The organism is Kutzneria kofuensis (genome assembly GCF_014203355.1).
Taxonomy (GTDB): domain Bacteria; phylum Actinomycetota; class Actinomycetes; order Mycobacteriales; family Pseudonocardiaceae; genus Kutzneria; species Kutzneria kofuensis.
On the sequence record NZ_JACHIR010000002.1, the window covers coordinates 632757 to 655301 of the forward strand.

The window sequence follows — 22545 nt, forward strand, 5'->3', positions numbered from 1 at the left end:
ATTCGAGTTCGATCATGCGTGCGAGTATTCTGGAGACATGGAAGAACTCACCCGTAAAATGGAGAACAGGCCACCCAGCGGGGACCTGTTCGACCTGATCATGGGTGTGGACTGGGCCAGAATGGACACCGACCAGTTGGTGACGGTGTCCATTCTCGCCCGCAAACTGAAGTCCGCCTGCGAATGGGTCGAACTGGCCGCGCTGCGCCGGACCGAGGACCCCACCGAGCTCGCCATGGCCCTCACCGAACCGGAGCAAACCGTGGCCCGGCGCAAGGAAGCCAGCGAAGTCCTGGAGACGCTACCCCGGCTGGCCGAGCAGTTGCGGCGCGGCGAGTTGGACTTCCGCCGGCTCGACGCGGTGCGGGAGCGGGTCCGGCACCTGTCCCCCGACCTGGTGGCCGAGGTTGAGGATGCACTGGTCGAGGTCGCTGCTGGGTTGAACCGGACCCAGCTGTGCCGCAAGACCACCGCCCTGGTCGCCCAGGCCGACCCCGACGGCTACGAGCAGCGCTGCCACAAAGCCACCAAAGACCGCCGAGTCGAGTTCTCCCCCTTGCCCGACGGCATGGCCAAACTGACCTGGATCCTGCCCGCCACCGACGCCCACCTCGTGTTCCAACAACTCTGCAAAGACGCCCGATCCCTCCCCACCGACGACCGCACCACCGACCAGAAACGCTCCGACGCCCTGCTGGACCGCCTCCGGGGGACCAAGCGCGACTGGAACGTCCGGACCTTCGTCACCGTCTCCATGGAAACGTTGCTGGGCCTGACCAACAACCCCGGCCACCTCGCCGGCTACGGCCCCATCGCAGCCGACACCGCCCGGGAGTTGGCCATGCACGGCCCCTGGCGCGGCATCCTCCTCGACGAGTACCGCCACGCCACCGCCATCACCACCGACACCTACCGCCCCACCACGTTGATGAAGGAATTCGCCCACGTGTCCGCCGGCGGCACCTGCACCGCCCCCGGTTGCGCCAGCCCCATCCAGGAATACGACCACATCACCCCCTGGCCGAACGGCAACACCGAACCCACCAACCTCCAAGGCCTCTGCCGGTGGCACCACCACCGCAAACACGACAACTACACCGTCACCCGCGACCCCGACGGCACCTCACACTGGACCACCCCCACCGGCCGCCACTACACCACCCGCCCCTTCGAATACTGACCCCGGTTCTTTGACAACTCCACAGCGACCGACTACCGCCAACCCATCACCGCCACAATGCACTTGGGCCGATTTTGTGTGGAGGGGGACGACGGCATACAATTGATCCGGCTCAGGGCAGGCCCTGCCTGCCCCTAATACTACAGCCGCAGGCTGTGATGTTTGCGGTGTTGCCGCTGGTAGTGGCATCGCCGGGCGTGGGTCTGATGAAGTCGCCGCCAGTCCGACCATCGATCAGTGTGCGCTCGGGGGTGCGTCGGTCGCGTCAGGATGGCCCACAAACGTCTGATCTCGTTGCACGACAACGGGATCAAACACTCGTGGCCGGCTGTGACGCCCCCTTTGCGTCGCGGTCGCGTTCAGCGGACGCGGTCACGGCCAGGAACGCGGCGGCCAGCATCGACAGCGTGACATGTCGGTACCACGCCTGATACTTGCGGACCTGGTAGTGGTCCAAGCCGGTCTCGTTCTTGGCGAACTGGAAGGTTTCCTCGACACCCCAACGACTGCCGGCGACCCGGACAAGTTCTGCCAACGGCACGGGACGGCGGGTGTGGCAGATGTAGTACGCCAACTCGTCCGGCTTGCTGATCGACCGGCGCACCACGAGAAGGTGCTCGTCCGCGCCCGGGTCCAGCAGCAGCCAGTCATACAGCCGGCGCCCCTTGCTGCCCTCACCGGCCGACAGGCGTTGCCAGCCCTTGCGCGGTGCGCTGCGAGCCAACGCATCCGCCCGCACAGCGCCTTTCGGGGTGGTGAAGCGCTGATCGCAGGAAACGGCCATGACGTAGTCGATGTCGTTGTCTTCTAGCCAGGTTCGCAGGCCGGGATTGTCGCCGTATGCCTCGTCCGCGGTGAACCAGTCGATGTCCCTTCCCGCCTCCAGCAGGCGAGCCAGCATGTGTTGGGCCAGCACGGGCTTGGTCGCGAACTCCACATCCTCGTCGATCCCGGCCTCCGCGCAGCGCTCGCGGTCGTCGGTCCAGGACGCGGGCAGGTAGAGCTCGCGGTCGATCAACGCCCGCCCCCGGGCCGACACGTAGGTCAAGAACACGCCGAGTTGGCAGTTCTCGATCCGACCGGCGGTGCCGGAGTACTGCCGTTGGACACCGGCGGATTTGGTGCCTTTCTTGAGGAATCCGGTCTCGTCGGCGACCACGACCCCGGTGGGATCAGTGATCTGGTCCAGCACGTAGTCCCGCAGGTCGTCTCGGACCGCGTCGGCGTCCCAGCGGTAGAAGTTCAGCAGGCGCTGCATGCCGTCAGGGGCCAGGTCACCGGCCTGCTCGGCGATCGTCCAGGAGTTCTTGCGCTCGGCGCCCGACAGCAAGCCCAGCAGGTACATCCTGGCCCGGTGGCGTGAGTCTGCCTGTGCGAACCGGCCTGCGACCAGCGCGAACATGTCCTCGAACCCTGCCCGCCACCGCGCCAGGCGATCGTCCGCGTTCGTCTCCGGTAGGGCCGTGAGGTCCTGCTCCATGTCCGGCACACCCAAGTCGATCACGCATCGGCGGTCTCCGTGAACACGACACGCCGACAAGTATCACACCGTGCGGCTGTAGTACTAACCGCCCTGAGCGCCGTCGTCCAGAGGCTCCACACAAAATCGGCCCACCCAACACACCAAACCCCTACCCCCACAGCGTCCGACTCACTTGTGCTTGCCAGGCGGCTTGCCCTTCGCCGAGTGCTTGCCGTTGTCCTTCTCCCCCGGGTCCGGCGCCGGGTCCTTCGATGACGTCGTCGGCCTCGACGCGGTCGCCAGATCGGCCGTTGTGGTCGGGGTCGTCGAAGCGGCCGGCGTCGACGTCACCGGTGGCGGCACGGCCGCCCGGACCGGGCCCGAATCCGAGTCCGGCGCTGGACCGGTGACCGGGCCTTCCTGCAGCACGACCCCCAGCCCGAGCCCGATCGTCAGCACGCCCGCGACTCCGGCCAGCGCCGCCCGTCCCCACGATCTTCGCGGTGCGGGCACCTCGATCCCGAGTTCCTCCCAACGCCGAGCACACTCCTCGGCAGTGGGCCGCCGCCAGGGATCGAAACTGGTCATCTCCGCCAGCAACTCGGCCACCCCGGGCGGCAACCCGTCCGGGATCACCGGGTCACGCGTCAACCGCGCCAGCGCCGACTCGGTCTGCGTGCCGGGAAACTCCTGCCGGCCGGTGAAGCACTGCAGGAAAACCAGCCCCAGCGCATACACGTCCACCGCCGTGGTGGCCGTCTCGCCCCGCACCTGCTCCGGCGCCAGGAACGCCGCCGTCCCCACGATCTCGCCCGACCGGGTCAGCCCGGCGGCGTCGATCAGCTTGGCCAGTCCGAAATCGGCGAGAAACGCCTCGCCGTCGAGGTCGACGAGGATGTTGGACGGCTTCACGTCCCGATGGACCACGTTCCGGCTGTGCACGTACGCCAAGGTCGGCAGCAGGTGGCGGCCCAGTGCCAGCACTTCGTCGACGGTCGGCATCTGCCGCTCCAGCGCCGCGTGCAGGCTCGGGCCGTTGACCAGCTGCATCACCAGGTAGCGGACTCCGTCGTCCTCGCCGGCCTCGTACACGGTGACCAGGCCGGGATGCCGGAGCCCGGCCAGCAGCCGCGCCTCCTCCTCGAACCGTCGCCCCTCCACGGAGCCGCCGGCGGTGAACCGCTTGATCGCCACCGGCCGTTCGAGCCGCATGTCGTACGCGCGATACACCTCCGCCATCGCGCCGCGCCCGACCAGCGCTCCCAACCGGTAACGACCGGCAAGCAACCGATCACCGCCCATGGGCTCACCTCCCCGCCGACAACATCAGCGGCGGGTACCCCGACGCAAGGCCGGGAAACCACGCCGCCGGGACCGTCACGGACGACGCCTCCGGCGACCGGCGGTGATCAGGGATGATCACATACGTGAATCACCGGGCCGGCGGCCGCTGCTCCGCAAGGCTCAAGGGGTGACTCTTTCGGCACCGGTTTCGGGCAGCTCCAGGCCGTCAAGCGGCAATCGGCGGCATCGATGTGACCCTTGACACTAAATAGGAAACTTTCCTAACTTTTCCGTTCATGCGGGAGACAACTGGACGACGGCTCACATTGGCCGAGCAACATGAGCAGTACACGGCTCGGTACTCGCGGCGCGCGCTGTTCCGCGCCGGCGCGGTCGGCGGCGCGGCGCTGGCGGTGGGCGGCGTGCTGCCCGCGACCAGCTCGGCCGCCCCGACCGTCACGGTCAAGGACAAGGTCGCCGGCTCGGCGCTGCGCCCGTTCGGCCGCCACATCGCCTTCGGCGCCGACCCGTCGCAGCAGGTGGTCGTGTCCTGGCAGGTGCCGGCCGCCGTGACCGCGCCGTTCATCCGGATCGGCACCAGCCCGACCGAACTCGGCTCGGCGATCGCCGCCGAGGTGCGGACGCTGACCAGCCAGTTGTCCTGGCAGAAACCCGTCGAGGACGAGCCGCTGGTCAAGCCGAAGACCGTGGTGCAGTACTACCTGCACGCCCGGCTGGACCACCTCGTGCCGGACACCACCTACTACTACGTGGTGGGCCACCAGGGTTACGACCCGGCCGGCAAGCTCGACGGCGTCGCCACCTTCCGCACGGCGCCGGCCGTCGGCCGGGGCGCCGGCTTCGGTTTCACCGCGTTCGGCGACCAGGGCGTCGGCTACAACGCCACGGCGACCACCACCCTGATCGCCGGCCTCACTCCCGCGTTCCACCTGCACATGGGTGATCTCAGCTACGCCAACTCCAGCGGCGGCGGGGACACCACCGACGAGTACGACGCCCGCATCTGGGACTCGTTCTTCCAGCAGAACGAGGCGGCCGCCGCGCAGATCCCGTGGATGATGGCGATCGGCAACCACGAGATGGAGCCGTGGTACGCCGCCGACGGCTACGGCGGCGTCCGGGCCCGGTTCACCATGCCGGACAACGCCTGGAGCGGGTCGACCGGCATCTACTCGTGGCGGTACCAGAACGTCGGCCTGATCAGCCTGGACGGCAACGACGTCTGCTACAACACGCCGGCGAACCTGGACTACACCAAGGGAAAGCAGCTCAGCTGGCTGAAGGCCACGCTGAAGGCGATGCGGGCCGACGCCACCATCGACTTCATCGTGGTGTACTTCCACCAGTGCGCCTACTCGACGTGCCAGGACAACGGCGCCGAGCTCGGCGCGCAGCAGAAGTGGACGCCGCTGTTCGACCAGTACAAGGTGGACCTGGTTCTCAACGGGCACAACCACATCTACGAGCGCACCGACCCGATCCGCGCCGGCAAGGCCACCCGGAAGCTGGCCTCCGGGGACACCGTCACGCCGGCCAAGGACGGCACGACCTACGTGGTGGCGGGCGGCGGGGGCGGCGGGCTGTACAAGTTCCCGGGCTCCGACACGTACATGGGGCACGAGACGAGCAACGACAGCCCGCAGCCGATGAAGGTGTCCGATGAGGACGGTCACGACAAGACCGTCAAGGTGACGTGGTCCCGCGTGCGCTACACCGGCTACTGCCTGGTCGCCGTCGACGTCGTCCCGGCGACGGCGACCACGCCGGCCCGCATGACGGTCAGGTCGCTGACCGAGGACGGCACCGCCGTCGACCAGTTCACCGTGCAGCGCTAGCCGATCACCCTGGTGAGCTCCGGCAGGCCCTCGGCTCCGGCCACGGCCTGCCGGACAACGGCCTCGCCTTGTCCCCCAACGACGTCGTCACGTCACGCCCCGATCGCGTCGAGCTCGGCGACGACGTCCTTGGCCAGCCGCAGGTCGCCGGCCGCGATGTTCTCCCGCAGGTGCGCCACCGAAGACGTGCCCGGGATGACCGCGATCGCCGGGGACCGCTGCAGCAGCCAGGCCAGCGCCACCTGCTGCCGCGAGGCCCCCAGCCGCTTGGCGACCGCCGTCAGGGCGTCCGACTGCAGCGGCGAGAAGCCGCCCAGCGGGAAGAACGGCACGAAGGCGATGTTCTCCTGCTCGCACTGGTTCAGCAGCTCCTCGTGGCGGCGGTCGACGATGTTGTAGAGGTTCTGCACCGTGACCACCGGCGCTATCGACTGTGCCTCCTTGAGCTGCCTGGCGTTCACGCCGCTCAGCCCCAGGTGCCGGATCAGGCCCTGCTCCCGCAGCTCCGCCAGCGCCCCGAACTGGTCCGTGATCGGGTCGTCGTCCGACTCGTCGTGGCCGGCCACCCGCAGGTTCACCACGTCCAGCGCGTCCAGGCCGAGGTTGCGGAGGTTGTCGTGCACCTGCGCCTTCAGGTCCGCCGGGTGCAGCGACGGCAGCCAACTCCCGTCCGCCCCTCGCCTGGCCCCCACCTTCGTCACGATGTGCAGGCCGTGCGCGTACGGGTGCAGGGCCTCCTTGATCAGCTCGTTCGTCACCGCCGGGCCGTAGAAGTCCGCCGTGTCGATGTGGGTGATGCCCGCCGCCACCACCGCTCGCAGCACCTCCAGCGCCACGTCCCGGTCCCTCGGTGGCCCGAACACGTGCGGCCCCGCCAGCTGCATCGCGCCGTACCCCATGCGGGTCAGCGTCAGTCCCGCCGCCGGCGTGATCGTCCCGCCCCCAAGGCTCATCTTTCGTTCCCTCTCTCCGTGCCGGCCGCACCCCGCGGCCATCTGACCACCAGCCTGCGGCGACGGGAGCGGCGATGGATGCACCCCGCCTTTCCTGGGAGTGGGAGGGCTAGCCTCAGTGCGAACAGGGCTCCGGCACATCCATCGACGGGAAGAAGCTCCCCCACGGCGCCCACTTGTCGCGCGGAAGGGCCGACTTGCTCACGGCGGCGCAGATCTGGGTGGTGGCGGCGTCCGGATCCAGGCCGCGGGTCTCCACACCGGATCCGCCGACCACGGTGAGCCGCCCGTCCGAGGTGAAGGACACCAGCCGCGCCGACCTGTCGCTCAGGCCGGGAATCGACGCGAACTCGCTGGGCGCGGCGGGGTTGCCGACGTCCCAGACGATGGCAGTGTCGTCGCCCTGCCGGGCCGCGAGACGTTTGCCGTCAGGGCTGAACGCCACCGGCCCCGAGGTGATCACGTCACTGGTCACCTCGCCGATCTTGGTCAGCGCACCGCTCGGCCCCTTCCGGAACAACGACAAGGTGCTGGCGCCGTCGGTGTGGCGCAAGCCGGCGAACAGGCGGCCGTCCGGAGACACCCCGATGTCGTCGAGCTCGGGGACCGCCTTCGTTTCGAGCGGCTGCACCGCCTGGCCGGACCGGGCCGCCTTGAGATCCCAGATCTTCCACGGATCGTCCGGCACGGACGTGAAGTCGTCCTTGCCGGTCCTCATCGACTCGGAGACCGGGATCGTGATCAACGTGCTGCCGTCCGCGGAGAACTGCCGGGCCCGGACGGCCTCCGGCAGCACGGCCATCGGCTGGCTCGCGGTCGGGTCGGTGACGTCCCACAGCCAGGTGCGCAGGTCGATCTTGCTGGTGATGGTCTTGCCGGTCGTGTCGGTGCCGCTGCCGTGCTCCCCCGCGCTGCTGATCGCGAGCACCCGGCTGTCCGGGGTGAAGGCCACCACGACCCCGGTGTCGGTCGGGTAGCTCCGGACCACCTTCGGGTTGCGAACGTCGCTGATGTCCCACAGTTCGACTACGTTGGCGTAGTTGTCGCCCTGTCGGACCACAGCCAGGTGACTGCCGTCGCCGGACAGCGCGAAGTCGTCCCGCACCAGGTAGCGCGAAAGATCATCCGCCGGCGGCTCGGGCAGCACCACCTCCGGGTCGCCGGTTCGGGACGAGGCCACACGGATCGTGCGTCCCAGCTGGTAGGCATACAGGGTCGAGGTCGAGTTCAGTGCCGGTGACAAGATCGGCTCCGTTTCGCCGATCCCGAACGCGATCCGGTCGGCCGCGGTGCTCGCGGCGAGCAGCAGCCCGCGCGTTCGGGGCGTGGGGTCGAGCCGGTACACCGCCACGGCCAACTCCGCCGCGAGCTCGCGATTTCCCAGCGCGACGGTGGGAATCCGATCGATCACGTTCTGGACAGTGGCGTCATCGCGTTGCTGGGCCACGGTCTGCTGGGTGATCAGGGAGTACGCCGTGGTGCCGGACAAGGCCACCAACAGCACCACCAGCAGGGCGATGAACCGGCGCTGGCGCCGCGCCTGACGCTTGGCGGCCAGCAGCTCCTGCTGGCACACGTCCACGCTGCGGTCGAAGAAGGCACGCTCGCGGTGTGACAGCGAAGGCGTGCGGGACTTGACCCAGTCACGGGCCAACTCCAGGCGGGCGCCGCGGTAGAGGGCGCCGTCGTCACGGTTGAGGGAATCCCAGATCTCGGCGGCCTCGGTGAGCTGACGGTGGGCGCGGAGGCCGTCGCGGTCCTCGGTGAGCCACTCGCGCAGCCGGGGCCAGTGGCTGATCAGGGCCTCGTGGGCGATGTCGACGCTGTCCCGGTCGACGGTGACCAGCCGGGCGTCGACGAGGGCGGTGAGCACCTCGTCGAGGCCGTCGACGTGGTCGAGTTCGGCGCGGTCGACGCGGCGGCGGGTGTCCTCGGTGCCGTCGCCGAGGGCGGTGAGACGAAGGAACACCTGGCGGGCAACGGCTTGCTGCTCGGCACTCAGCCCGATGTAGACGGACTCGGCGGTGCGGCTGAGAGCGTGGCTGATGCCTCCGGCCGCGTCGTAGCCGGCGGCGGTGAGGGTGATGCCCTGCCGGCGTCGCCACGTCTCGAGCAGGGCATGGGACATCAGGGGCAGCACACCGGGCTGGTTGGTGGCCTCGGAGACGAGCCGCGTGACCAGCGCGGTCTCGACGGTGTAGCCGAGGTCGGCGGCGGGCTTGGTGATCGCCACCCGCAGCTCGTCGGCGGTCATCGCGCCGACCAGGACCGGGCCCTCGCCGAGGACCCCGCGCAGCTGCGGATACTGCAGGCAGTGACCGAAGAAGTCGGCACGGACCCCCAGCACCAGCCGGGCGCTGCTGGTCGGCGCGGAGGCGACGTGCAGCAGGGCGGTGATGAACGCCAGGCGCTCGTCCTCGTCGGCGCAGAGGGTGAAGACCTCCTCGAACTGGTCGACGATGATCAGCGCGTCCCGGCTGGCCGGCTGGTCGGCGAGCACCTGCCGGAGCCGCAGGTGCAGCGCGGTCGGGTCGGCCCGCAGCTCCGTCCGCATCTCGGTGACCGAGGCGGCAGTCAGGCGGGACAGTCCTAGGGCGCACTCGTCGAACGGGTGCGGGCCGGGCGTGAAGACGACGGTCGGCTGCGGGCCGAGGCCGTCGATGCCGTCACGCAGACCGGCCGCGGCGAGGCCGGCACGCAGCAGCGAGGACTTACCCGCGCCCGAAGCGCCGAACACCACGACCAGCCGCCGGTCGAGGATCTGATTCGACAAATGCGCCAGCAACGCGCCGCGGCCGTGGAATCGGGCGGCGTCCTCGATCTGGAACGCCGACAATCCCGGATAAGGCGCCTGGCCGTTGTCCGCGTCGGCGGGAGCCTCTTGCACATCCGCCACCGCGCGCCACTTCTGCTCCCATTCCGCCAAGTCACCGCCGCACGCGTCGACATACGCGAGTGTCACGGCAAGCGAGGGAAGCTTGCGGCCGCCGGCCGCTTCCGACAACACGGCCACGGAATAGTGCGCTTTGACGCTGAGCTGCCGATAGACCGGGCTGCCGGCCGATTCCCGCAGTTTGCGCAGATCGGCGGCGAACCGCAACAGCGGCGTGTCGCCCGGGTCGAGCGGCCGCTCGCTTCGTGGCATGGCCAAGCACCCCCCTTGTTCGTCGCCCTCGATCGTTGAACAGGAGGCGTTTGTCTGGCAAATCACCCGCGAAGCCGAACAAACTCGGGGAGCCGAACAAAGCCGATAGACTCGGTCCCGTGCCGAAGATCAGCGCGCCGACCGTCGCCGAACACCGGGCGCAGCGGCTGCGCGCGCTGCTCGAAGCCGCCCGGGAGCTCGTCGCCGCGCAGGGGGCCGAGGCGCTGACGCTGTCCGCCCTCGCCGCCCAGGTCGGCCTGTCCCGGCCCAGCCTCTACGAGTACTTCCGCTCCCGTGACGACCTCGTCGCCGCCATGGTCGAGGACGAACTCCCCCGCTGGATAACCGAGCTGGAGGCCGAGATCCACCGGCACGCCGACCCGGCCGACCGGATCACCGCCTTCGTCCGCACCCAGCTGCGCATGCTCGCCGACGGCCGGCACTCCGCTCTTGTCGTGCTCGCCGGCCACGCCCTCGGCCCCGCCGCCCAGGAGCGGATCATGGCCGAGCACTCCCGCCTGTTCGCGCCGCTGGTCACCGCCCTTACCAACCTCGGCGTGGACCAGCCCGAGCTGCGGGCCCGTCTGATCCAGGGCATCGTCACCGCCGCCAGTCCCCTGCTCGGCGCCGACGAACTCGCCAACCGCCGCGTCATCGACGCCGCCACCCGGCAGGTTCTGCACGGCCTGGCCTGACGACGTCAGGAGAACGTGGTCCAGGTGTCGACGGTGCGGAAGTGCAGGGCGTCGAGGATGGGCCGGGTGCTGGGGTCGGCCGGAGCGACGGCCAGGTCGGCGCCGTGGGTGAAGGCGTCGCGGAGGGCGGCGGAGGTGGCGAGGACGTCGTAGCCGTGACCGGCGTATTCGGGCCGCGTGAACAGATAGACGGGGAGGACGGTGTCGCCGCTGCGGACGCCGAGGGCGGAAGCCACCTGCTTGCCGTCGACGTACACCAGGTACGGGCTGGCGGTCGGCGAGTCGAAGACTTCGGGGATGAACTGGTTGCGCACGCTGTCCGTGGGAACGCCAGTGGCGGCGACCGCGATGTCGAGGAACGTGGCGGCGGCGGAGCCGTCGACGCGGCGAATGATGACGCCGGCCGGCGAGCCGATCAGGGGCCGGTAGTCCGAGGCCGGCAGCGCGGTGAGGTCGCGGTGGTCCACTGTGTTCAGCCCGTGCCGGGCGGCGACGTCGTCGGCGGAGACGGTCCCGCGCACGCGAATGACCCACGGTCGGTGGAAGGACGGCATTTCGGCGGCGAATTTCGCCATTCGGTCACGGTCGGGGTGACTGGAGACCGCGAACACGCCGTTGGCCCGCGCCTGAGCGAATCCGCTGACCATCAAAGCGCTGCCGCCCGAGCTCTTCACGACCGCCTGCGGTTGGACGGAAATCAATTCCGCGGTGGCCCGGAACCAGCCGGCGTTGGCCCGGTCGGCGAGATCGGAACCGGACGCGGCGAACGCCGTCTGCGCGGTCGACAACAGGGCAAATCCGGCGGCCAGGCCGGCCTTGACCACAGCTCTGCGCTTCATGGCACGACTCCTTCGAGGGAAACTCCGAGCCCGACGCTAACGGGAGCGGTCACGGCCGGCCAGGAGATGGGACGCGTGAGGTTGTCTCAGCTACCCCTTTGGCCGGGCCGGTGACACCCGTTACCGGAAGTCCGGCCACGGCGGGCCGGATCACCCCGGCGAGTCCGCCACGGCGGGCCGCGACGCCGGGCGTATGCTCCCGCCCCGATGGACCCGTTAGATCCCGAGCCCCCTGGCGGCGACCCGCACCGGCACGACCGGCTGCTGGTCTGGGCGGCGACCGCCGGCGCACTGGCCTGCTCGGCGCTGATCTTCCTGACGACCAACTCGTTCGAGCCCGAGCCGGTCGCCGAGCCGGCGCCCGCGACGAACACGGCGTTCCCGCTCGCGGCGTCGTCGACGATCACCACCACGACGACCACTACCACTACCACCACCACGGCGCCGTCGACGACAACGACGCCCCCACCGCCGGTGACGACGACCACGCGGCGCACCACGACCACCCGCGTCACGACAACAACGACGTCGACGCGCCGGACGACAACGACCACACCCGCGCCGACAACGACCCGCCGGTGCCCAGTGTCCACGTGGCGGCGCGACACCGCCTACGACGGCGGCTCGGTCGTCGCCTACGGCGGCCATCTCTGGGTGGCGAAGTGGTGGAACTACAACGCCATCCCCGGTGCCAACGCCGAAGGCGTGTGGGAGTTCGCGCGGGACTGCTAGGGGCGCAGGCGGTCCATGGCCGTGGTCCGGCCGGTGAGCAGGAGCAGCAACGCGTCGATCGGGCCGCGGATCTCGTCCGGTCCGTCGCCGACGCTCCACGTCACGTCCGTGGCGACCAGGCGCGTGCCGGCGAACCGCCGGGCGGCCCAGAACGGCCAGCCCGTCTGCCACACCCGGTTCGCGCCGTCCACGGCGGCGTCGGCCGGCATGGAATGCTGACGGCCCAACGGGATCGCGATGTCCTGCACGTGCACCAGGACGTCGAAGAGGATGTTGCGGTACGTCGTGACGACGGGCAGTCGGCGCGACGCCGCATGCTCGCGCAGCTCGGCGACCAGGTCGGCGCCGGGCCGCGACGCGTGCCGCACGGCCATGTCGTGGTTGAGCTTGTTGAACCGGCCGAGGGCCCGCACCGCCCCGACCAGCATCCGGCCGGGCCCCGGGTGCTGCGGCGCGAGCACCACGTGCGCGGCGACGTCCCGGATGCGCCAGCCGGCGCACAGCGAGGGGCGGTCCCAGTCCGGTTCGGCGATCGACTCCAGCAGGTCGGCCAGATACCGCCGCTCCTGCTCCACGACCTGCCAGCTGCGCTCGCGGTCCACCCCGGGCCTCCCCGTATCATTGGTACGAGACTCTGACCAAATTAGTCAGCGTCTCTGACCATGTCAAGGAGGCTCCGTGGCGGACGACGGGCTCAACACCGGCCTGTTGCTGTACATCCCCTACCGATGGCTGGAGAACCGGGTGATCGAGGCGCTCGACCGCGCCGGCTACGGCGACATCACCGCCGCGCAGATGAAGATCGTGCAGCGGATCGGCCCCGACGGCACGCGGCTGACCGAGCTGGCCGAGCAGGCCCAGGTGACCAAGCAGACCGCCGGCTTCCTGGTCGACCAGCTGGTGAAGGCCGGCTGGGTGGAGCGCGTGCCCGACCCCACCGACAAGCGGGCCCGGCTGGTCCGCATCTCCGCCCGCGGCCAGGAGGCGCTGCCGATCGCCGCCGCCGCGGTGGCCGAGGTCGAGGCCGAGTGGGAGGCACACCTGGGCAAGCGGCAGATGGCGCAGCTACGGCAGGTCCTCAGCCGGCTGCGGGAGATCACCGACCCGTACGCCTAGACCCACACCATCGCTCGGAACGGACCATTCCTCAACTCGGAGTTGAGGAATGGTCCGTTCCGAGCACCCCGTGGCGGCTTCGTCAGGCCAGTGCGGCGTCGAGCAGCGTCTCGGCGGCGGCCCGGGCGATGGGCGTGCTGGCCGGGCTGCGGTCGTTGCGGCTGGCTGTGCCGTTGCCGTCGAAGACCATCTGCAGTTGCGTGGCCAGCAGCGTCGGATCGGCGACGCCGGCCTGCTCGGCCAGCTCGGTGAACAGGGCCCGCACCCAGGCCCGGTAGTCCCGGGTGGCCAGGTCGATGCGGTCACCCGGGCGCGATTCCGCGCTGGCCCGGTGGAAGGCGCAGCCCTGGTAACCGCTCTCGGCGTACACCGCGATCTGGCCGTCGAACACGGCGAGCAGCTTCTCCCGCGGCGTCTCGGCGGCGTCGACGGCCACCATGATGCGCTCGGCGATGCGGTCCTGCCGGGCCTTCAGGTACGCGTGGATCAGCTCGTCCTTGCTGCCGAACGTGTTGTACAGCGAGGCCTTCGCGACGCCGGCCTGCTCGATGACCCGGTCGATGCCGACCGTGTGCACGCCCTCGTTGTAGAACAGCTCGTCAGCGGCCGCCAGCAGACGCTCACGCGCGGACAGCCGGCCCGTGGTCGTCGCCATTGACATCCACTCCCTCATACCAGACAGATCTGTTCAGTTTACGCCACGCTGGTGCGGCGTGCCCGGACCAGGGCGGCCAGCGCCAGCAGGGCGAGCACCATCACGGCCACGCCGTAGATCTCGGCCGCGCCGAACAGGCCCGGGCCGTGCACGGTCAGCACGCCGGCGACCACCGCGGGCACCCCGAAGCCGAGATAGGACACCACGTACAGCAGCGACAGAGTGCCGGCCCGCTCGTGCGGCGCGACCTGCGGGACGACGATCCGGATGCCGCCCTGGAAGCCGCCACCGAAGCCGGCGCCCGCGATCACGGTGCCGACGAAGAACAGCGCCACCGAGCCGATGCCGAGCGCGGCCAGGGTGACGGCGACGCCCACGAACAGCGCGATCGAACCGGTCAGCATGACGGCCGTCGGACTGACGGAGCGGAACACCAGCACCATGGCGCTGGCGATGCCGGCGAACGCGAGCAGCAGCACACCGGCCAGAATGGTGTTGTTGCCGCCGATGAGCTTGCCGAGCAGCGCCGGCCCGAGCGCGCCGTACAGGCCGGCCAGCGCCCACGCCGCGAACAGCACCGGGGCGGCGGCCATCAGGTGCGAGCGGACCGTGCGCGGCAGGGCGATCTCCGGCTTGAGGCTGGCCAGAGCTCCGGGAGCGCGCGTGACCGTCTCACGGATGAAGACGACGCCCAGCGCCTGCAGCAGGAAGAGCGCAAACAGCACGTAGTAGACGAGGTGCGTGGGCGCCGGCAGGAAGCTCACCAGAAGCGCCGACAGCACCGCGCCCGTTGCCGTGCCGATGCCCGGCGTGAGGGCGTTGGCGAGCTGGCCGCGCTTGGCGTCGATGTCGAGCATCATCGCCCCGATCGCGCCGACCGCGGCCCCGGTCGCCAGGCCCTGGATGACGCGGCCGACCAGCAGCCCCGGCACGCCGCCCGCGGTGGCCAGCACGATCATCGTCGCCGCCTCGACCAGCAGTGTCACCAGCAGCACGGGCTTGCGGCCGACGTGGTCGGACAGCTTGCCCACGGTGAGCAGCGCCGCCAGCACCGACACCGCGTAGCTGCCGAACACGATGGTCGTGGTGATCGGCGAGAAGCCCCATTCCGCCTGGTAGATGGCATAGATCGGGGTCGGCGCGCTGGACGCGGCGAGCAGCGACACCACCACCGAGGCGAGTAGGAGCATGGCCGTGCCGGACCGACCTCTGGCCTCCGATGGCGCGACCGCCCCAGGGCGGGTGTCGTGGCGGCCGCGGTCGGCGCGGGTCCGCGTGATGGCCTGGGTCATGGCACACACTCCGAGATGAGTAGACAGGTCTGTTCAATCGACTGGGACCGACAGTAGACAGACCTGTCCACTCAGTCAAGTGACCTGCGCCGCAGCCCGCTGGCACGTTCCGTCAGCAGCGGTGGCACGTTCGGCGACCCCACTGGGCCGGCGGAATTCGAGGATGGGCGCATGACCTTCGGTGGCAACCTGCTCATCGGCGCCAGCGGCTCCGGCGCCGTCGCGTTCCTGCCCATGTTCCTGTCCGCGCTGCGGACGGAGTTCTCCGGCAGCGTCACGGTGCTCATGACGCACAGCGCGACGACCTTCCTGCCCGCGTCCACCATGGGCCTGTTCGCGGACCGGGTCGTCACCGGCGGCGATCCCACGACGTGGGCGCGCTCCAACCACGTCACCCTGGCCGAGGAGCACGACCTGTTCGTGGTGCTGCCCGCGACGGCGAACACCCTCGCCGCGGCGGCCATCGGCGGCGCGCCGAACCTGCTGACGACCACCGTGCTGGAGTTCCCGACGCCGGTGGTGTTCTTCCCGGTCATGTCGGCCCAGATGTGGGCCAAGCCCTCCGTGCAACGCAACGCCGCCCTGCTTCGCGAGGACGGGCACGAGATCGTCAACCCTGCCGTCGGGCCGCGTTACGACGTCGCGCTCGGGCGGTTCGTCACAGGGCCGACGCCGCCGACGCCACCTCAGTTCGTGTCGAAGGTCGCCGAGCGCCTGCGGTGATCGCCCGGCGTGCCGCCCGTCACCCGCTGGAACGCCCGGTGCAGTTGCGCGGCGCCGGCGAACCCGCACTGCTGCGCCACCGCCGCCAGCGGCAACCGCGGGTTGGAGCGCAGCGTCTGCTGCGCCCGCTCCACCCGGAGTCGGCGCATCAGCGACGTGAACGGCTCGTCGTCGGCCAGCGCCCGGAACAGGGTCCGCTTCGAGATGCGGCACCCGGCCGCCACCGATGCGGCGTCCAGGTCCGGATCGCACGCGTTTTCCCGTACGAACCGGTGCACGCGCTCCCGGGTGATCGCGAGTTGGGACCGCTCCCCCGCCGTGCGCCGGGCTGCCCAGCCCAGCGCCGTGTCGAGCAAGCCGAGCGTGTGCGGGACGAACTCTGACACCACCGCTGGATCCACATCGTCCAATCCCAGCAGGAAGTCCGTGACCAGCCGGGCCGGGCCGTCCAGCGGCACCGAGGTGGCGTCGGCCAGTGTCCGGCGCGGCAGCATCGACACCGGGACCCGGATCACCAGCTGCGCGAACTCCCCGTCGAACTGCATCGTGTACGGCCGGGCACTGTCCACAAACACCAGTGCGCCGGGCGCCAGCACCGCACTACGACCGTCCTGCGCCAAGAACCCCTGCCCGCGCAGTTGGATATTCGCCAGCAAATGATGTTCAGAGCTGCGGGCGACCAGCCCCCACGTGCGGTCCACCTGCTGCGCCTGCGACGCCAGCCGCGCAAACCCGATGCCCGCTACCTCCCGGTGCCTGACCACTCCGGCAAAGCCGTCGTGAGCGGCCGGCCGGACCGCCACCTCGACGAACCTCGCGCAGACCAGGTCACGCCAGTACGCCGCCGCATCCCGTCCGTCGACGTCCGAAGTGGACACCGTGACGGCGAGGGCGGGTCGAGGAGGCGCATCCATGGTGCCGCCAGGCTAGGCACGCGCCGATGACGCACGCCACCCGTTGGTGCGGAGGGTGTAAGGAATCGGAGCCACTCGGTCACCCCGACCACCCCGTCTCCACCTTGGCCGGGTCCGGCCGGCCCCACGACAGGGGCGGCCGGACCCACAACTCGCGTCGGCCACGGCACGGCGCGGCGGAGACGAGCGTCGGAAAATGGCTCAGGGAAACGAACTCAGGTCACGGCCGATACGAGCGCGACACGGCTACGACGGGCTGCGCCCTGTGCTGTCGCGTGCTGCTCATGACCGGCTCCTCGGTTCGTGGTGCGGCATGATCCTGTCCGACCCGGGGCCGAGGCGTCAAAGCATTATTTTGCGGTCGCCCGGCGGGGGTACCCCCGAAACCGATTTCAACTCAATTATCCACCGAGCGGGTGACGCGGGTTTATTCCCACGACACCATCACTCCAGGTGATTCCACGAAGTGTTGCCTTGCACACCAGGTCCCCCACACATACGTTGTCGCCGGGTCCCGAAAAGGACCCGTGCTCCGACGGTGTGGCGAAGCGCCGAACTCCGCCCGAAAACCATGCCGCGTTCCATTGTCGAACGAAGGGAACCACCGGGCGGAGAAGGCGATACCACCTCGGGCGCGGTGGGAGAGACATCGATGTCCTCTCTTCGGGAGAATTCGCTCGCCATCGGTCTCGTGCTGGGCGTCGCGACGCTGGCCAGTCCCGCGGTCGCGGCCGCGTCCGGGCTGGACTGGGACGCGGTGGCGGCGTGTGAGAGCGGCGGCGACTGGGCGGCCGACACCGGCAACGGCTTCTCCGGCGGCCTGCAGTTCACGCCGGGAACCTGGCACGCCAACGGCGGTGTCGGGGCGGCGAGCCAGGCCACCAGGGAAGAGCAGATCCGCGTCGCCGAGAACGTGCTGCGCAGCCAGGGACCGGGTGCGTGGCCGCATTGCGCGCGCGGCGGCGGTCGCCATGCGACGGTTCAGCGTCATGTGACCACCAGGGTGCAGCCAAGGACAGTCCGGACGGCTCCGGGATCCACCGGAAACCCGGCCGGCGACTACACCATCCAGCCCGGCGACACCCTCAGCGGCATCGCGGAAAGGCTCGGTGTCGAGGGCGGCTGGCAGCGACTGGTCGCGCTGAACACGAATTTCCTGACCAATCCCGACCTGATATTCGCCGGCGACCGGATCGCCACCAGGTGACGAAAAGGCGGGCCGAGCGTTTCACGCTCGGCCCGCCTTTTCGTGTGTTCAGACGTCGACGGGCTGCTCGAACTCCGAGGAGACGTCCTGCCGGGGCGCCGGCACCAGATCGGGCGCCGCCCCCTCGAACGAGGAATAGGTGGCGTCGAACGCCGCCTGGCGTTCCTGGATCTCCTTGAGCAGCAGCTGCGACTGCTCCACCGCCTGCTGCACGATGTGGCTGGCCTGCTCGGCCGCCTTGGCCAGGCAGCGCTGCGTCTCCTGCTCGGTCTGCTCGACCAGTTCGACCCGCTGTCGCAGCAGCTCCTCGGCCCGCTCCCGCAGCTGCTCGGACTGCTCGATCGCCGCCCGCCGGATGAGGTTGGCCTCCTGCTCGGCGTTCTCGATCATCCGCTGCATGTGCTGCGCGGCCGGCGTCTGGGCCAGCCGCTTGTCCGGGTCGGGGCGCAACTGGTCCAGCTCGGCCTGCATCTTCTCGGCACGCTGGGCCAGCTCCTGGTACTGCCGCAGGACCGCGTCGCGGTCGGAGCGGGTCTGCTCCAGCGTCTCGGTCAGGTGGTCGCACCGGCGGGTGGTCGCCTCCAGATCCGCCCGCGTCGCGCGCAGTTCCTCGTCCACCGCGGTCATCTCGTCATCAACCTGCTCCCGCGCGTAGCCCCGGAACCGGACTCGGAACATTCGCGGTTGCCGCTTTGAGACCTCGTCGATCAGCATCTTGGGCTCCTTCGTCCACCAGGAGGTTTCCCCGCTAAACCGATTCGCACGCCACCCGTGTGGGTGGTCAACGGGGCACGTCGTGGCCGGCGCTGACGATCAGCGTGATCGCCGTGTCCGTCGGGAACGCCCCGGCGTGCGACTGCCCGAGCACCGTCCCCTTCGGACTGTCCGACTCCTGCGGCGAGACGTCCACCCGCGCGTAACCGGCCTGTCGCAAGGTGTCCTGCGCATGTTGCACAGCGGTGCCGACCACCCACGGCGCGGTAGGCCCGTGCGGCCGCGCGTCGAGGTAGCCGGGATCCGCGGCCGGCAGCCCCGAGTCGGGCGAGTTGCCGAGCAGCTTGCCGAAGGCGGCGAAGAACGGCGGCGAGGCCAGCGAGCCGCCGAAGGCGCCGGCGCATCCGCTGTCGTCGGAATCGAGGCGCGGCGGCTTCGACGCGCAGATCGGCGCCGGCGCCGACCCGTCCGCGAACACCAGTGAGGACACCGCGTAGTGCCGCAGGCCGGCGACGAAGCCGACGGACTCGTTGTACTCGGTGGTGCCGGTCTTGCCGGCGAGCTGCCGGGTCCAGTGCGCCTTCAGCGCCGAGGTCGCCGACGTGCCCTCGGTGGTGTCCTTGGCCAGGCCCCGGATCACGGTGTCGGCCAGCGCCGGCGCGACGACCTGCTCGCACTCCTGGTGGGGCAGCGCCACCGGCCGCCCGTCGTGGTCCAGCACCTGGCGCACGGGCGTGGGCGGGCACCACTTGCCGCTGTCGTCGAGCGTGGCCATCACGTTGGCCAGCTCCAGCGGGCTCACCGCGCTCACGCCCAGCGTGAAGGACGGGTTGTTGCGGAAGTAGTCCCGCTGAGGTGAGTTGTACTCGGCTTTCTGGGACCGCTCGTCGGCCGGGTCGGTCGTCGGCGGGCTGCCCGCCTCGGACGCGGCCAGCGTCCGGCGCAGTCCCAGCCGGTACGCCATGGTCAGCACCGACGGCAGGCCGGCCCGCAGCTCCAGGTCCGTGAACGCCACGTTCGGCGACGTGGCGAGCGCGTTCTCCAGCGTGATCGGATTCGGGTAGCCGACGTAGTCGTTCTGCACGGTGTGGCAGACGGTGTACTCGTCGACGATCGGCGGCATGAAGCACTGGCTGTTCGGGTTGGGCAGCGGGGTGTTCAACCCGACCTTGCCCTGCTCCATGGCCGCCGCGGTGGTGAAGAGCTTGAAGATGGAGCCGGCGCCGAAGGGGTCGCTGACCTCGACCGGCAGGTTGGTCATCGACTGGCCGGCGGCGGCGTCGACCCCGTACTCGCGGTTGGCGACCATCGCGGCGACCTCGTGCGAGTCGGAGCCGGGCCGGATCACGACCATGGTGTTGGCGATGCCCGGCGTCCGCGGCGGCACGTTCGCGTCGACGGCCCCCTTGGTCAGGCCGGTCAGCTTGGCGTCCACAGTGGTCCGAATCCGGTAGCCGCCGGTCCGCAGCTGGTCCGTCGTGAACCCGGCGCTGCGGAGGTAATCCCGTACGTAGGCGCAGAAGAAGCCGAAGCCCGGTTTCACGCCGACGCAGTCGCTGGCCGGGACCCGTGGGTCGGCGACGACGCCGAGCGGCTGCTTCTTGGCCTGGTCGGCGATCTGCGGGTCGAGCTTGCCGATCGACACCTCCGCGTCGAGCACGGCGTTGCGGCGCTGCAGAGCCGCCTGCGGGTGGTTCCACGGGTTGTACGCGACGGGGTTGTTGACCACACCGGCCAGCAGCGCCGCCTGCGTGACGGTCAACTTGTCCGGCGTGGTCTCGAAGAAGACCTGGGCGGCCGCGGCCACGCCGTCGGTGTTTCCGGTGAACGTCACCAGGTTCAGGTACCTGGTCAGGATCTCGTCCTTGCTCAGCTGGCTGTCCAGCTCGACGGCCACCCGCGCCTCGCGCAGCTTGCGCACCGCGGTCAGGGCCCGCGCCTGCTCCTGCGCCTTCTTGTTGTTCCGCGCGGTGACGAGGATCTGGTAGTTCTTCACGTACTGCTGGGTCAGCGTGGACGCGCCCTGCGACGTCTCGCCGCTGGCCTCGTTGCTGATCAGCGCCCGCATCGTGCCGGCGGGGTCGATCCCGTGGTGGCTGTAGAAGCGCTTGTCCTCGATCGCCACCATGGCGACCTTCATGTTCGGCGATATCCGGTCGGACGGCGTGTCCAGCCGGTACTGGTCGTACAGGTAGGCGATCGGTGTGCCGTCGGTCGCCTCCAGCACGGAGGCGTACGGCGGCTTGCCCCGTTCCAGCGCCAACGCCAGCGAATGCACCGCATCCCCGGTCGCGTTGGACAGCAGCCCGAGGCCGCCGGCGGCCGGAAGCGCCATGCCGGCAAGGCACGACCCCGCCACCACGCACGCCAGGATCAGCTTCGTCACCAACCACAGTCGCCGCACGGCAGCCCCCTTTCGTTCCCTTGAGAAGTTCCCGGCGGTTGCATGCGAAAACAACTGAGCACTCCTCGATCGGGTGGTTTGTCGTTCGCGCGGAGTAGTCGCCGCCGGTCTGGGCACGCTGCAGCATGTCCGTCAGCGAGGCGTTCGAGGGGGCCGTCCCCGGCCGCATGCCGGCACGGCGAGTGTGGGAGCTGCGCCAACAGGTGCGGGCGCTGGAGGCCGAGCGCGAGGAGCTCGTCGAGGAGCTGGCCGAGCTGCGCAGCCAGCTGATCGGGGCGTACCAGCGGCTCGCCGCGGGCGCGGCCGGACCGGACGTGCCGAACCGGCTGCTGCGGCTGGTGTGCGACGAGGCCAACCGGATCCGACTGGAAGCCCTTCGCTACGCCCAAAAAGTAGAATACGAGGCCCGCTCGCAGTCATGGCGAGCGGGCCCCGTCAGCGAGGGCTGATCAGCCGTTGGCGAGCGCCTTCAACCGGTCGTAGGCGCCGTTGAAGCGGTCCTGGTCACCGGGGAAGGTGCCCTTGTCCGCGAACTGCCAGATGGTCAGGAAACCCCAGCCGGCCGGCAGCGCGCCGACGGAACTGCCGTAGAACGGGATCCACAGCGGATTGTTCGCGCCGAAGCCGGGATTGTTGCCGGTGCACTGGGTCCACCACTTGGTGCTGGTGAAGATGGTCGGGAACCGCTTGGTCCGGGCCAGCACCCGGTCGCTGAACGCCTTCACCCACGCCACCATCGCGGCCTGGCTCAGGCCGTAACACGTGGCGCCGTACGGGTTGTACTCGATGTCCAGCGCGGGCGGCAGGGTCATGCCGTCACGGGACCAGGCGCCGCCGTGGTCGACGAAGTAGTCGGCCTGCGCCTGCCCGCCGGACTGGTTGGGCACGGCGAAGTGGTACGCCCCGTGCATCAGGCCGGCCCCGATCGAGCCGGTGTACTGCTGGTTGAAGAACGGGTTCGTGTACGTCGTCGCCTCGGTCGCCTTGACGTAGACGAACTTGCCGCCCTTGCCCGCCACCGCCTTCCAGTCGATGTTGCCCTGGTGGCTGCTGACGTCCATGCCGGGCGTCTGCGCGACCTGCGCGGTCAACGGTTGGGATGCCGGCATCGTCCGGCCCTCGACGAGGGCGATCTGCGAGCCCATCTCGTGGTCGTCGTCGCCGGGCGCCGCGCTCGCGGCGGCCATACCGGTCGCCGCCAGCAACAGTGCCGCGAGCAGGACGGCCAGCCGACCAGGGTAGGACATGGTGACCTCCAGGAAGCTAGAGCCTCTGTTGTTCACCGAGGCCTACCCCGATCGGTTCGAACTGCACATATCGCCGGTGAGGTTAAGCCTTTCGTGTGCACTGTGGACGCTGGGTGATCGCCTTCCT

At 69.8% G+C, this 22545-nt stretch carries 20 protein-coding genes; 8 read left to right on the forward strand and 12 right to left on the reverse strand.

Annotation, left to right across the window (positions count from 1 at the left end; genetic code table 11):
- The first annotated feature begins 37 nt into the window (after nt 1–37).
- Nucleotides 38–1180 (forward strand): HNH endonuclease signature motif containing protein, encoded by a 1143-nt coding sequence (locus tag BJ998_RS41955; protein ID WP_184869690.1) that lies wholly within the window; start codon nt 38–40, stop codon nt 1178–1180.
- Between the two features lie 310 nt (nt 1181–1490).
- Here BJ998_RS41955 and BJ998_RS41960 read toward each other — a convergent pair whose 3' ends face one another.
- Nucleotides 1491–2582 carry an IS701 family transposase gene (locus BJ998_RS41960; protein ID WP_184860234.1) on the reverse strand — a complete coding sequence of 364 codons (1092 nt, stop codon included), beginning with the start codon at nt 2580–2582 and terminating at the stop codon, nt 1491–1493.
- 249 nt (nt 2583–2831) lie between these two features.
- Nucleotides 2832–3944, reverse strand: a complete 1113-nt coding sequence (locus tag BJ998_RS41965) for a serine/threonine-protein kinase (protein ID WP_184869691.1) — start codon at nt 3942–3944, stop codon at nt 2832–2834.
- A 278-nt stretch (nt 3945–4222) separates the two neighbouring features.
- Between BJ998_RS41965 and BJ998_RS41970 the strand changes: the two genes are divergently transcribed.
- Complete coding sequence (locus BJ998_RS41970; RefSeq protein WP_184869692.1) at nt 4223–5782, forward strand: purple acid phosphatase family protein; 1560 nt, start codon at nt 4223–4225, stop codon at nt 5780–5782.
- A gap of 92 nt (nt 5783–5874) precedes the next feature.
- On the opposite strand, the gene BJ998_RS41975 is transcribed toward BJ998_RS41970, so the two are convergent.
- Both BJ998_RS41975 and BJ998_RS41980 read right to left on the reverse strand, forming a co-directional pair.
- The gene (locus BJ998_RS41975) at nt 5875–6735 is read right to left on the reverse strand and encodes an oxidoreductase (RefSeq protein WP_184869693.1); all 861 of its coding nucleotides are present in this window, start codon (nt 6733–6735) and stop codon (nt 5875–5877) included.
- A gap of 115 nt (nt 6736–6850) precedes the next feature.
- On the reverse strand, nt 6851–9880 hold the full coding sequence (locus tag BJ998_RS41980; protein ID WP_184869694.1) for an NACHT and WD repeat domain-containing protein: 3030 nt from the start codon (nt 9878–9880) through the stop codon (nt 6851–6853).
- A gap of 119 nt (nt 9881–9999) precedes the next feature.
- Here BJ998_RS41980 and BJ998_RS41985 point away from each other — a divergent pair, with 119 nt between their 5' ends.
- The gene (locus BJ998_RS41985) at nt 10000–10575 is read left to right on the forward strand and encodes a TetR/AcrR family transcriptional regulator (RefSeq protein ID WP_184869695.1); all 576 of its coding nucleotides are present in this window, start codon (nt 10000–10002) and stop codon (nt 10573–10575) included.
- A 5-nt stretch (nt 10576–10580) separates the two neighbouring features.
- Here the strand turns inward: BJ998_RS41985 and BJ998_RS41990 are convergent, their stop codons facing one another.
- Nucleotides 10581–11414 (reverse strand): GNAT family N-acetyltransferase, encoded by an 834-nt coding sequence (locus BJ998_RS41990; RefSeq protein WP_184869696.1) that lies wholly within the window; start codon nt 11412–11414, stop codon nt 10581–10583.
- A 207-nt stretch (nt 11415–11621) separates the two neighbouring features.
- On the opposite strand from BJ998_RS41990, the gene BJ998_RS41995 reads away from it, so the two are divergent.
- The gene (locus BJ998_RS41995; RefSeq protein ID WP_184869697.1) at nt 11622–12146 is read left to right on the forward strand and encodes a hypothetical protein; all 525 of its coding nucleotides are present in this window, start codon (nt 11622–11624) and stop codon (nt 12144–12146) included.
- Here the strand turns inward: BJ998_RS41995 and BJ998_RS42000 are convergent.
- Nucleotides 12143–12748, reverse strand: coding sequence for a maleylpyruvate isomerase family mycothiol-dependent enzyme (locus BJ998_RS42000; RefSeq protein WP_184869698.1), 606 nt, complete (start codon nt 12746–12748; stop codon nt 12143–12145). The two genes, BJ998_RS41995 and BJ998_RS42000, sit on opposite strands and share 4 nt — an antisense overlap.
- 76 nt (nt 12749–12824) lie before the next feature.
- Between BJ998_RS42000 and BJ998_RS42005 the strand changes: the two genes are divergently transcribed.
- Nucleotides 12825–13262: a MarR family winged helix-turn-helix transcriptional regulator gene (locus BJ998_RS42005; RefSeq protein ID WP_184869699.1), complete on the forward strand. Its 438-nt coding sequence runs from the start codon at nt 12825–12827 to the stop codon at nt 13260–13262.
- 82 nt (nt 13263–13344) lie between these two features.
- Here BJ998_RS42005 and BJ998_RS42010 read toward each other — a convergent pair whose 3' ends face one another.
- Both BJ998_RS42010 and BJ998_RS42015 read right to left on the reverse strand, forming a co-directional pair.
- Entirely contained in the window at nt 13345–13917 is a 573-nt protein-coding gene (locus BJ998_RS42010; RefSeq protein WP_184869700.1) for a TetR/AcrR family transcriptional regulator, read from the reverse strand.
- Nucleotides 13918–13955: 38 nt separating this feature from the next.
- Nucleotides 13956–15209 carry an MFS transporter gene (locus BJ998_RS42015; RefSeq protein ID WP_184869701.1) on the reverse strand — a complete coding sequence of 418 codons (1254 nt, stop codon included), beginning with the start codon at nt 15207–15209 and terminating at the stop codon, nt 13956–13958.
- 171 nt (nt 15210–15380) lie between these two features.
- On the opposite strand from BJ998_RS42015, the gene BJ998_RS42020 reads away from it, so the two are divergent.
- Nucleotides 15381–15932 carry a flavoprotein gene (locus BJ998_RS42020; protein WP_184869702.1) on the forward strand — a complete coding sequence of 184 codons (552 nt, stop codon included), beginning with the start codon at nt 15381–15383 and terminating at the stop codon, nt 15930–15932.
- On the opposite strand, the gene BJ998_RS42025 is transcribed toward BJ998_RS42020, so the two are convergent.
- A complete protein-coding gene (locus tag BJ998_RS42025) occupies nt 15896–16846 on the reverse strand; it encodes an AraC-like ligand-binding domain-containing protein (RefSeq protein ID WP_184869703.1) in 951 nt (316 codons plus the stop codon). The genes BJ998_RS42020 and BJ998_RS42025 overlap by 37 nt on opposite strands.
- A gap of 652 nt (nt 16847–17498) precedes the next feature.
- Here BJ998_RS42025 and BJ998_RS48880 point away from each other — a divergent pair.
- The gene (locus tag BJ998_RS48880; RefSeq protein WP_281393484.1) at nt 17499–18053 is read left to right on the forward strand and encodes a transglycosylase family protein; all 555 of its coding nucleotides are present in this window, start codon (nt 17499–17501) and stop codon (nt 18051–18053) included.
- A 48-nt stretch (nt 18054–18101) separates the two neighbouring features.
- On the opposite strand, the gene BJ998_RS42035 is transcribed toward BJ998_RS48880, so the two are convergent.
- Together BJ998_RS42035 and BJ998_RS42040 are read right to left on the reverse strand one after the other, a co-directional pair.
- On the reverse strand, nt 18102–18767 hold the full coding sequence (locus BJ998_RS42035; RefSeq protein WP_184869705.1) for a hypothetical protein: 666 nt from the start codon (nt 18765–18767) through the stop codon (nt 18102–18104).
- 67 nt (nt 18768–18834) lie between these two features.
- Entirely contained in the window at nt 18835–21171 is a 2337-nt protein-coding gene (locus BJ998_RS42040) for a transglycosylase domain-containing protein (protein WP_312890646.1), read from the reverse strand.
- Between the two features lie 125 nt (nt 21172–21296).
- Here BJ998_RS42040 and BJ998_RS42045 point away from each other — a divergent pair, with 125 nt between their 5' ends.
- Nucleotides 21297–21620 (forward strand): hypothetical protein, encoded by a 324-nt coding sequence (locus tag BJ998_RS42045; RefSeq protein WP_184869706.1) that lies wholly within the window; start codon nt 21297–21299, stop codon nt 21618–21620.
- On the opposite strand, the gene BJ998_RS42050 is transcribed toward BJ998_RS42045, so the two are convergent.
- On the reverse strand, nt 21621–22418 hold the full coding sequence (locus tag BJ998_RS42050; protein ID WP_184869707.1) for a lysozyme: 798 nt from the start codon (nt 22416–22418) through the stop codon (nt 21621–21623). It abuts the gene before it with no gap.
- Between the last annotated feature and the right edge of the window lie 127 nt (nt 22419–22545).

Bases quoted from the DNA above. Each gene is read 5' to 3' on its own strand.
- BJ998_RS41990 (WP_184869696.1), bottom strand. From the start codon at position 11,414: ATGAAGCGCAGAGCTGTGGTCAAGGCCGGCCTGGCCGCCGGATTTGCC.
- BJ998_RS42020 (WP_184869702.1), top strand. From the start codon at position 15,381: ATGACCTTCGGTGGCAACCTGCTCATCGGCGCCAGCGGCTCCGGCGCC.
- BJ998_RS41960 (WP_184860234.1), bottom strand. From the start codon at position 2,582: ATGTTCGCGCTGGTCGCAGGCCGGTTCGCACAGGCAGACTCACGCCAC.
- BJ998_RS41965 (WP_184869691.1), bottom strand. From the start codon at position 3,944: ATGGGCGGTGATCGGTTGCTTGCCGGTCGTTACCGGTTGGGAGCGCTG.
- BJ998_RS42015 (WP_184869701.1), bottom strand. From the start codon at position 15,209: ATGACCCAGGCCATCACGCGGACCCGCGCCGACCGCGGCCGCCACGAC.
- BJ998_RS41980 (WP_184869694.1), bottom strand. From the start codon at position 9,880: ATGCCACGAAGCGAGCGGCCGCTCGACCCGGGCGACACGCCGCTGTTG.
- BJ998_RS41975 (WP_184869693.1), bottom strand. From the start codon at position 6,735: ATGAGCCTTGGGGGCGGGACGATCACGCCGGCGGCGGGACTGACGCTG.
- BJ998_RS41995 (WP_184869697.1), top strand. From the start codon at position 11,622: ATGGACCCGTTAGATCCCGAGCCCCCTGGCGGCGACCCGCACCGGCAC.
- BJ998_RS42050 (WP_184869707.1), bottom strand. From the start codon at position 22,418: ATGTCCTACCCTGGTCGGCTGGCCGTCCTGCTCGCGGCACTGTTGCTG.
- BJ998_RS41955 (WP_184869690.1), top strand. From the start codon at position 38: ATGGAAGAACTCACCCGTAAAATGGAGAACAGGCCACCCAGCGGGGAC.
- BJ998_RS48880 (WP_281393484.1), top strand. From the start codon at position 17,499: ATGTCCTCTCTTCGGGAGAATTCGCTCGCCATCGGTCTCGTGCTGGGC.
- BJ998_RS42035 (WP_184869705.1), bottom strand. From the start codon at position 18,767: ATGCTGATCGACGAGGTCTCAAAGCGGCAACCGCGAATGTTCCGAGTC.
- BJ998_RS42025 (WP_184869703.1), bottom strand. From the start codon at position 16,846: ATGGATGCGCCTCCTCGACCCGCCCTCGCCGTCACGGTGTCCACTTCG.
- BJ998_RS41970 (WP_184869692.1), top strand. From the start codon at position 4,223: ATGCGGGAGACAACTGGACGACGGCTCACATTGGCCGAGCAACATGAG.
- BJ998_RS42010 (WP_184869700.1), bottom strand. From the start codon at position 13,917: ATGGCGACGACCACGGGCCGGCTGTCCGCGCGTGAGCGTCTGCTGGCG.
- BJ998_RS42045 (WP_184869706.1), top strand. From the start codon at position 21,297: ATGTCCGTCAGCGAGGCGTTCGAGGGGGCCGTCCCCGGCCGCATGCCG.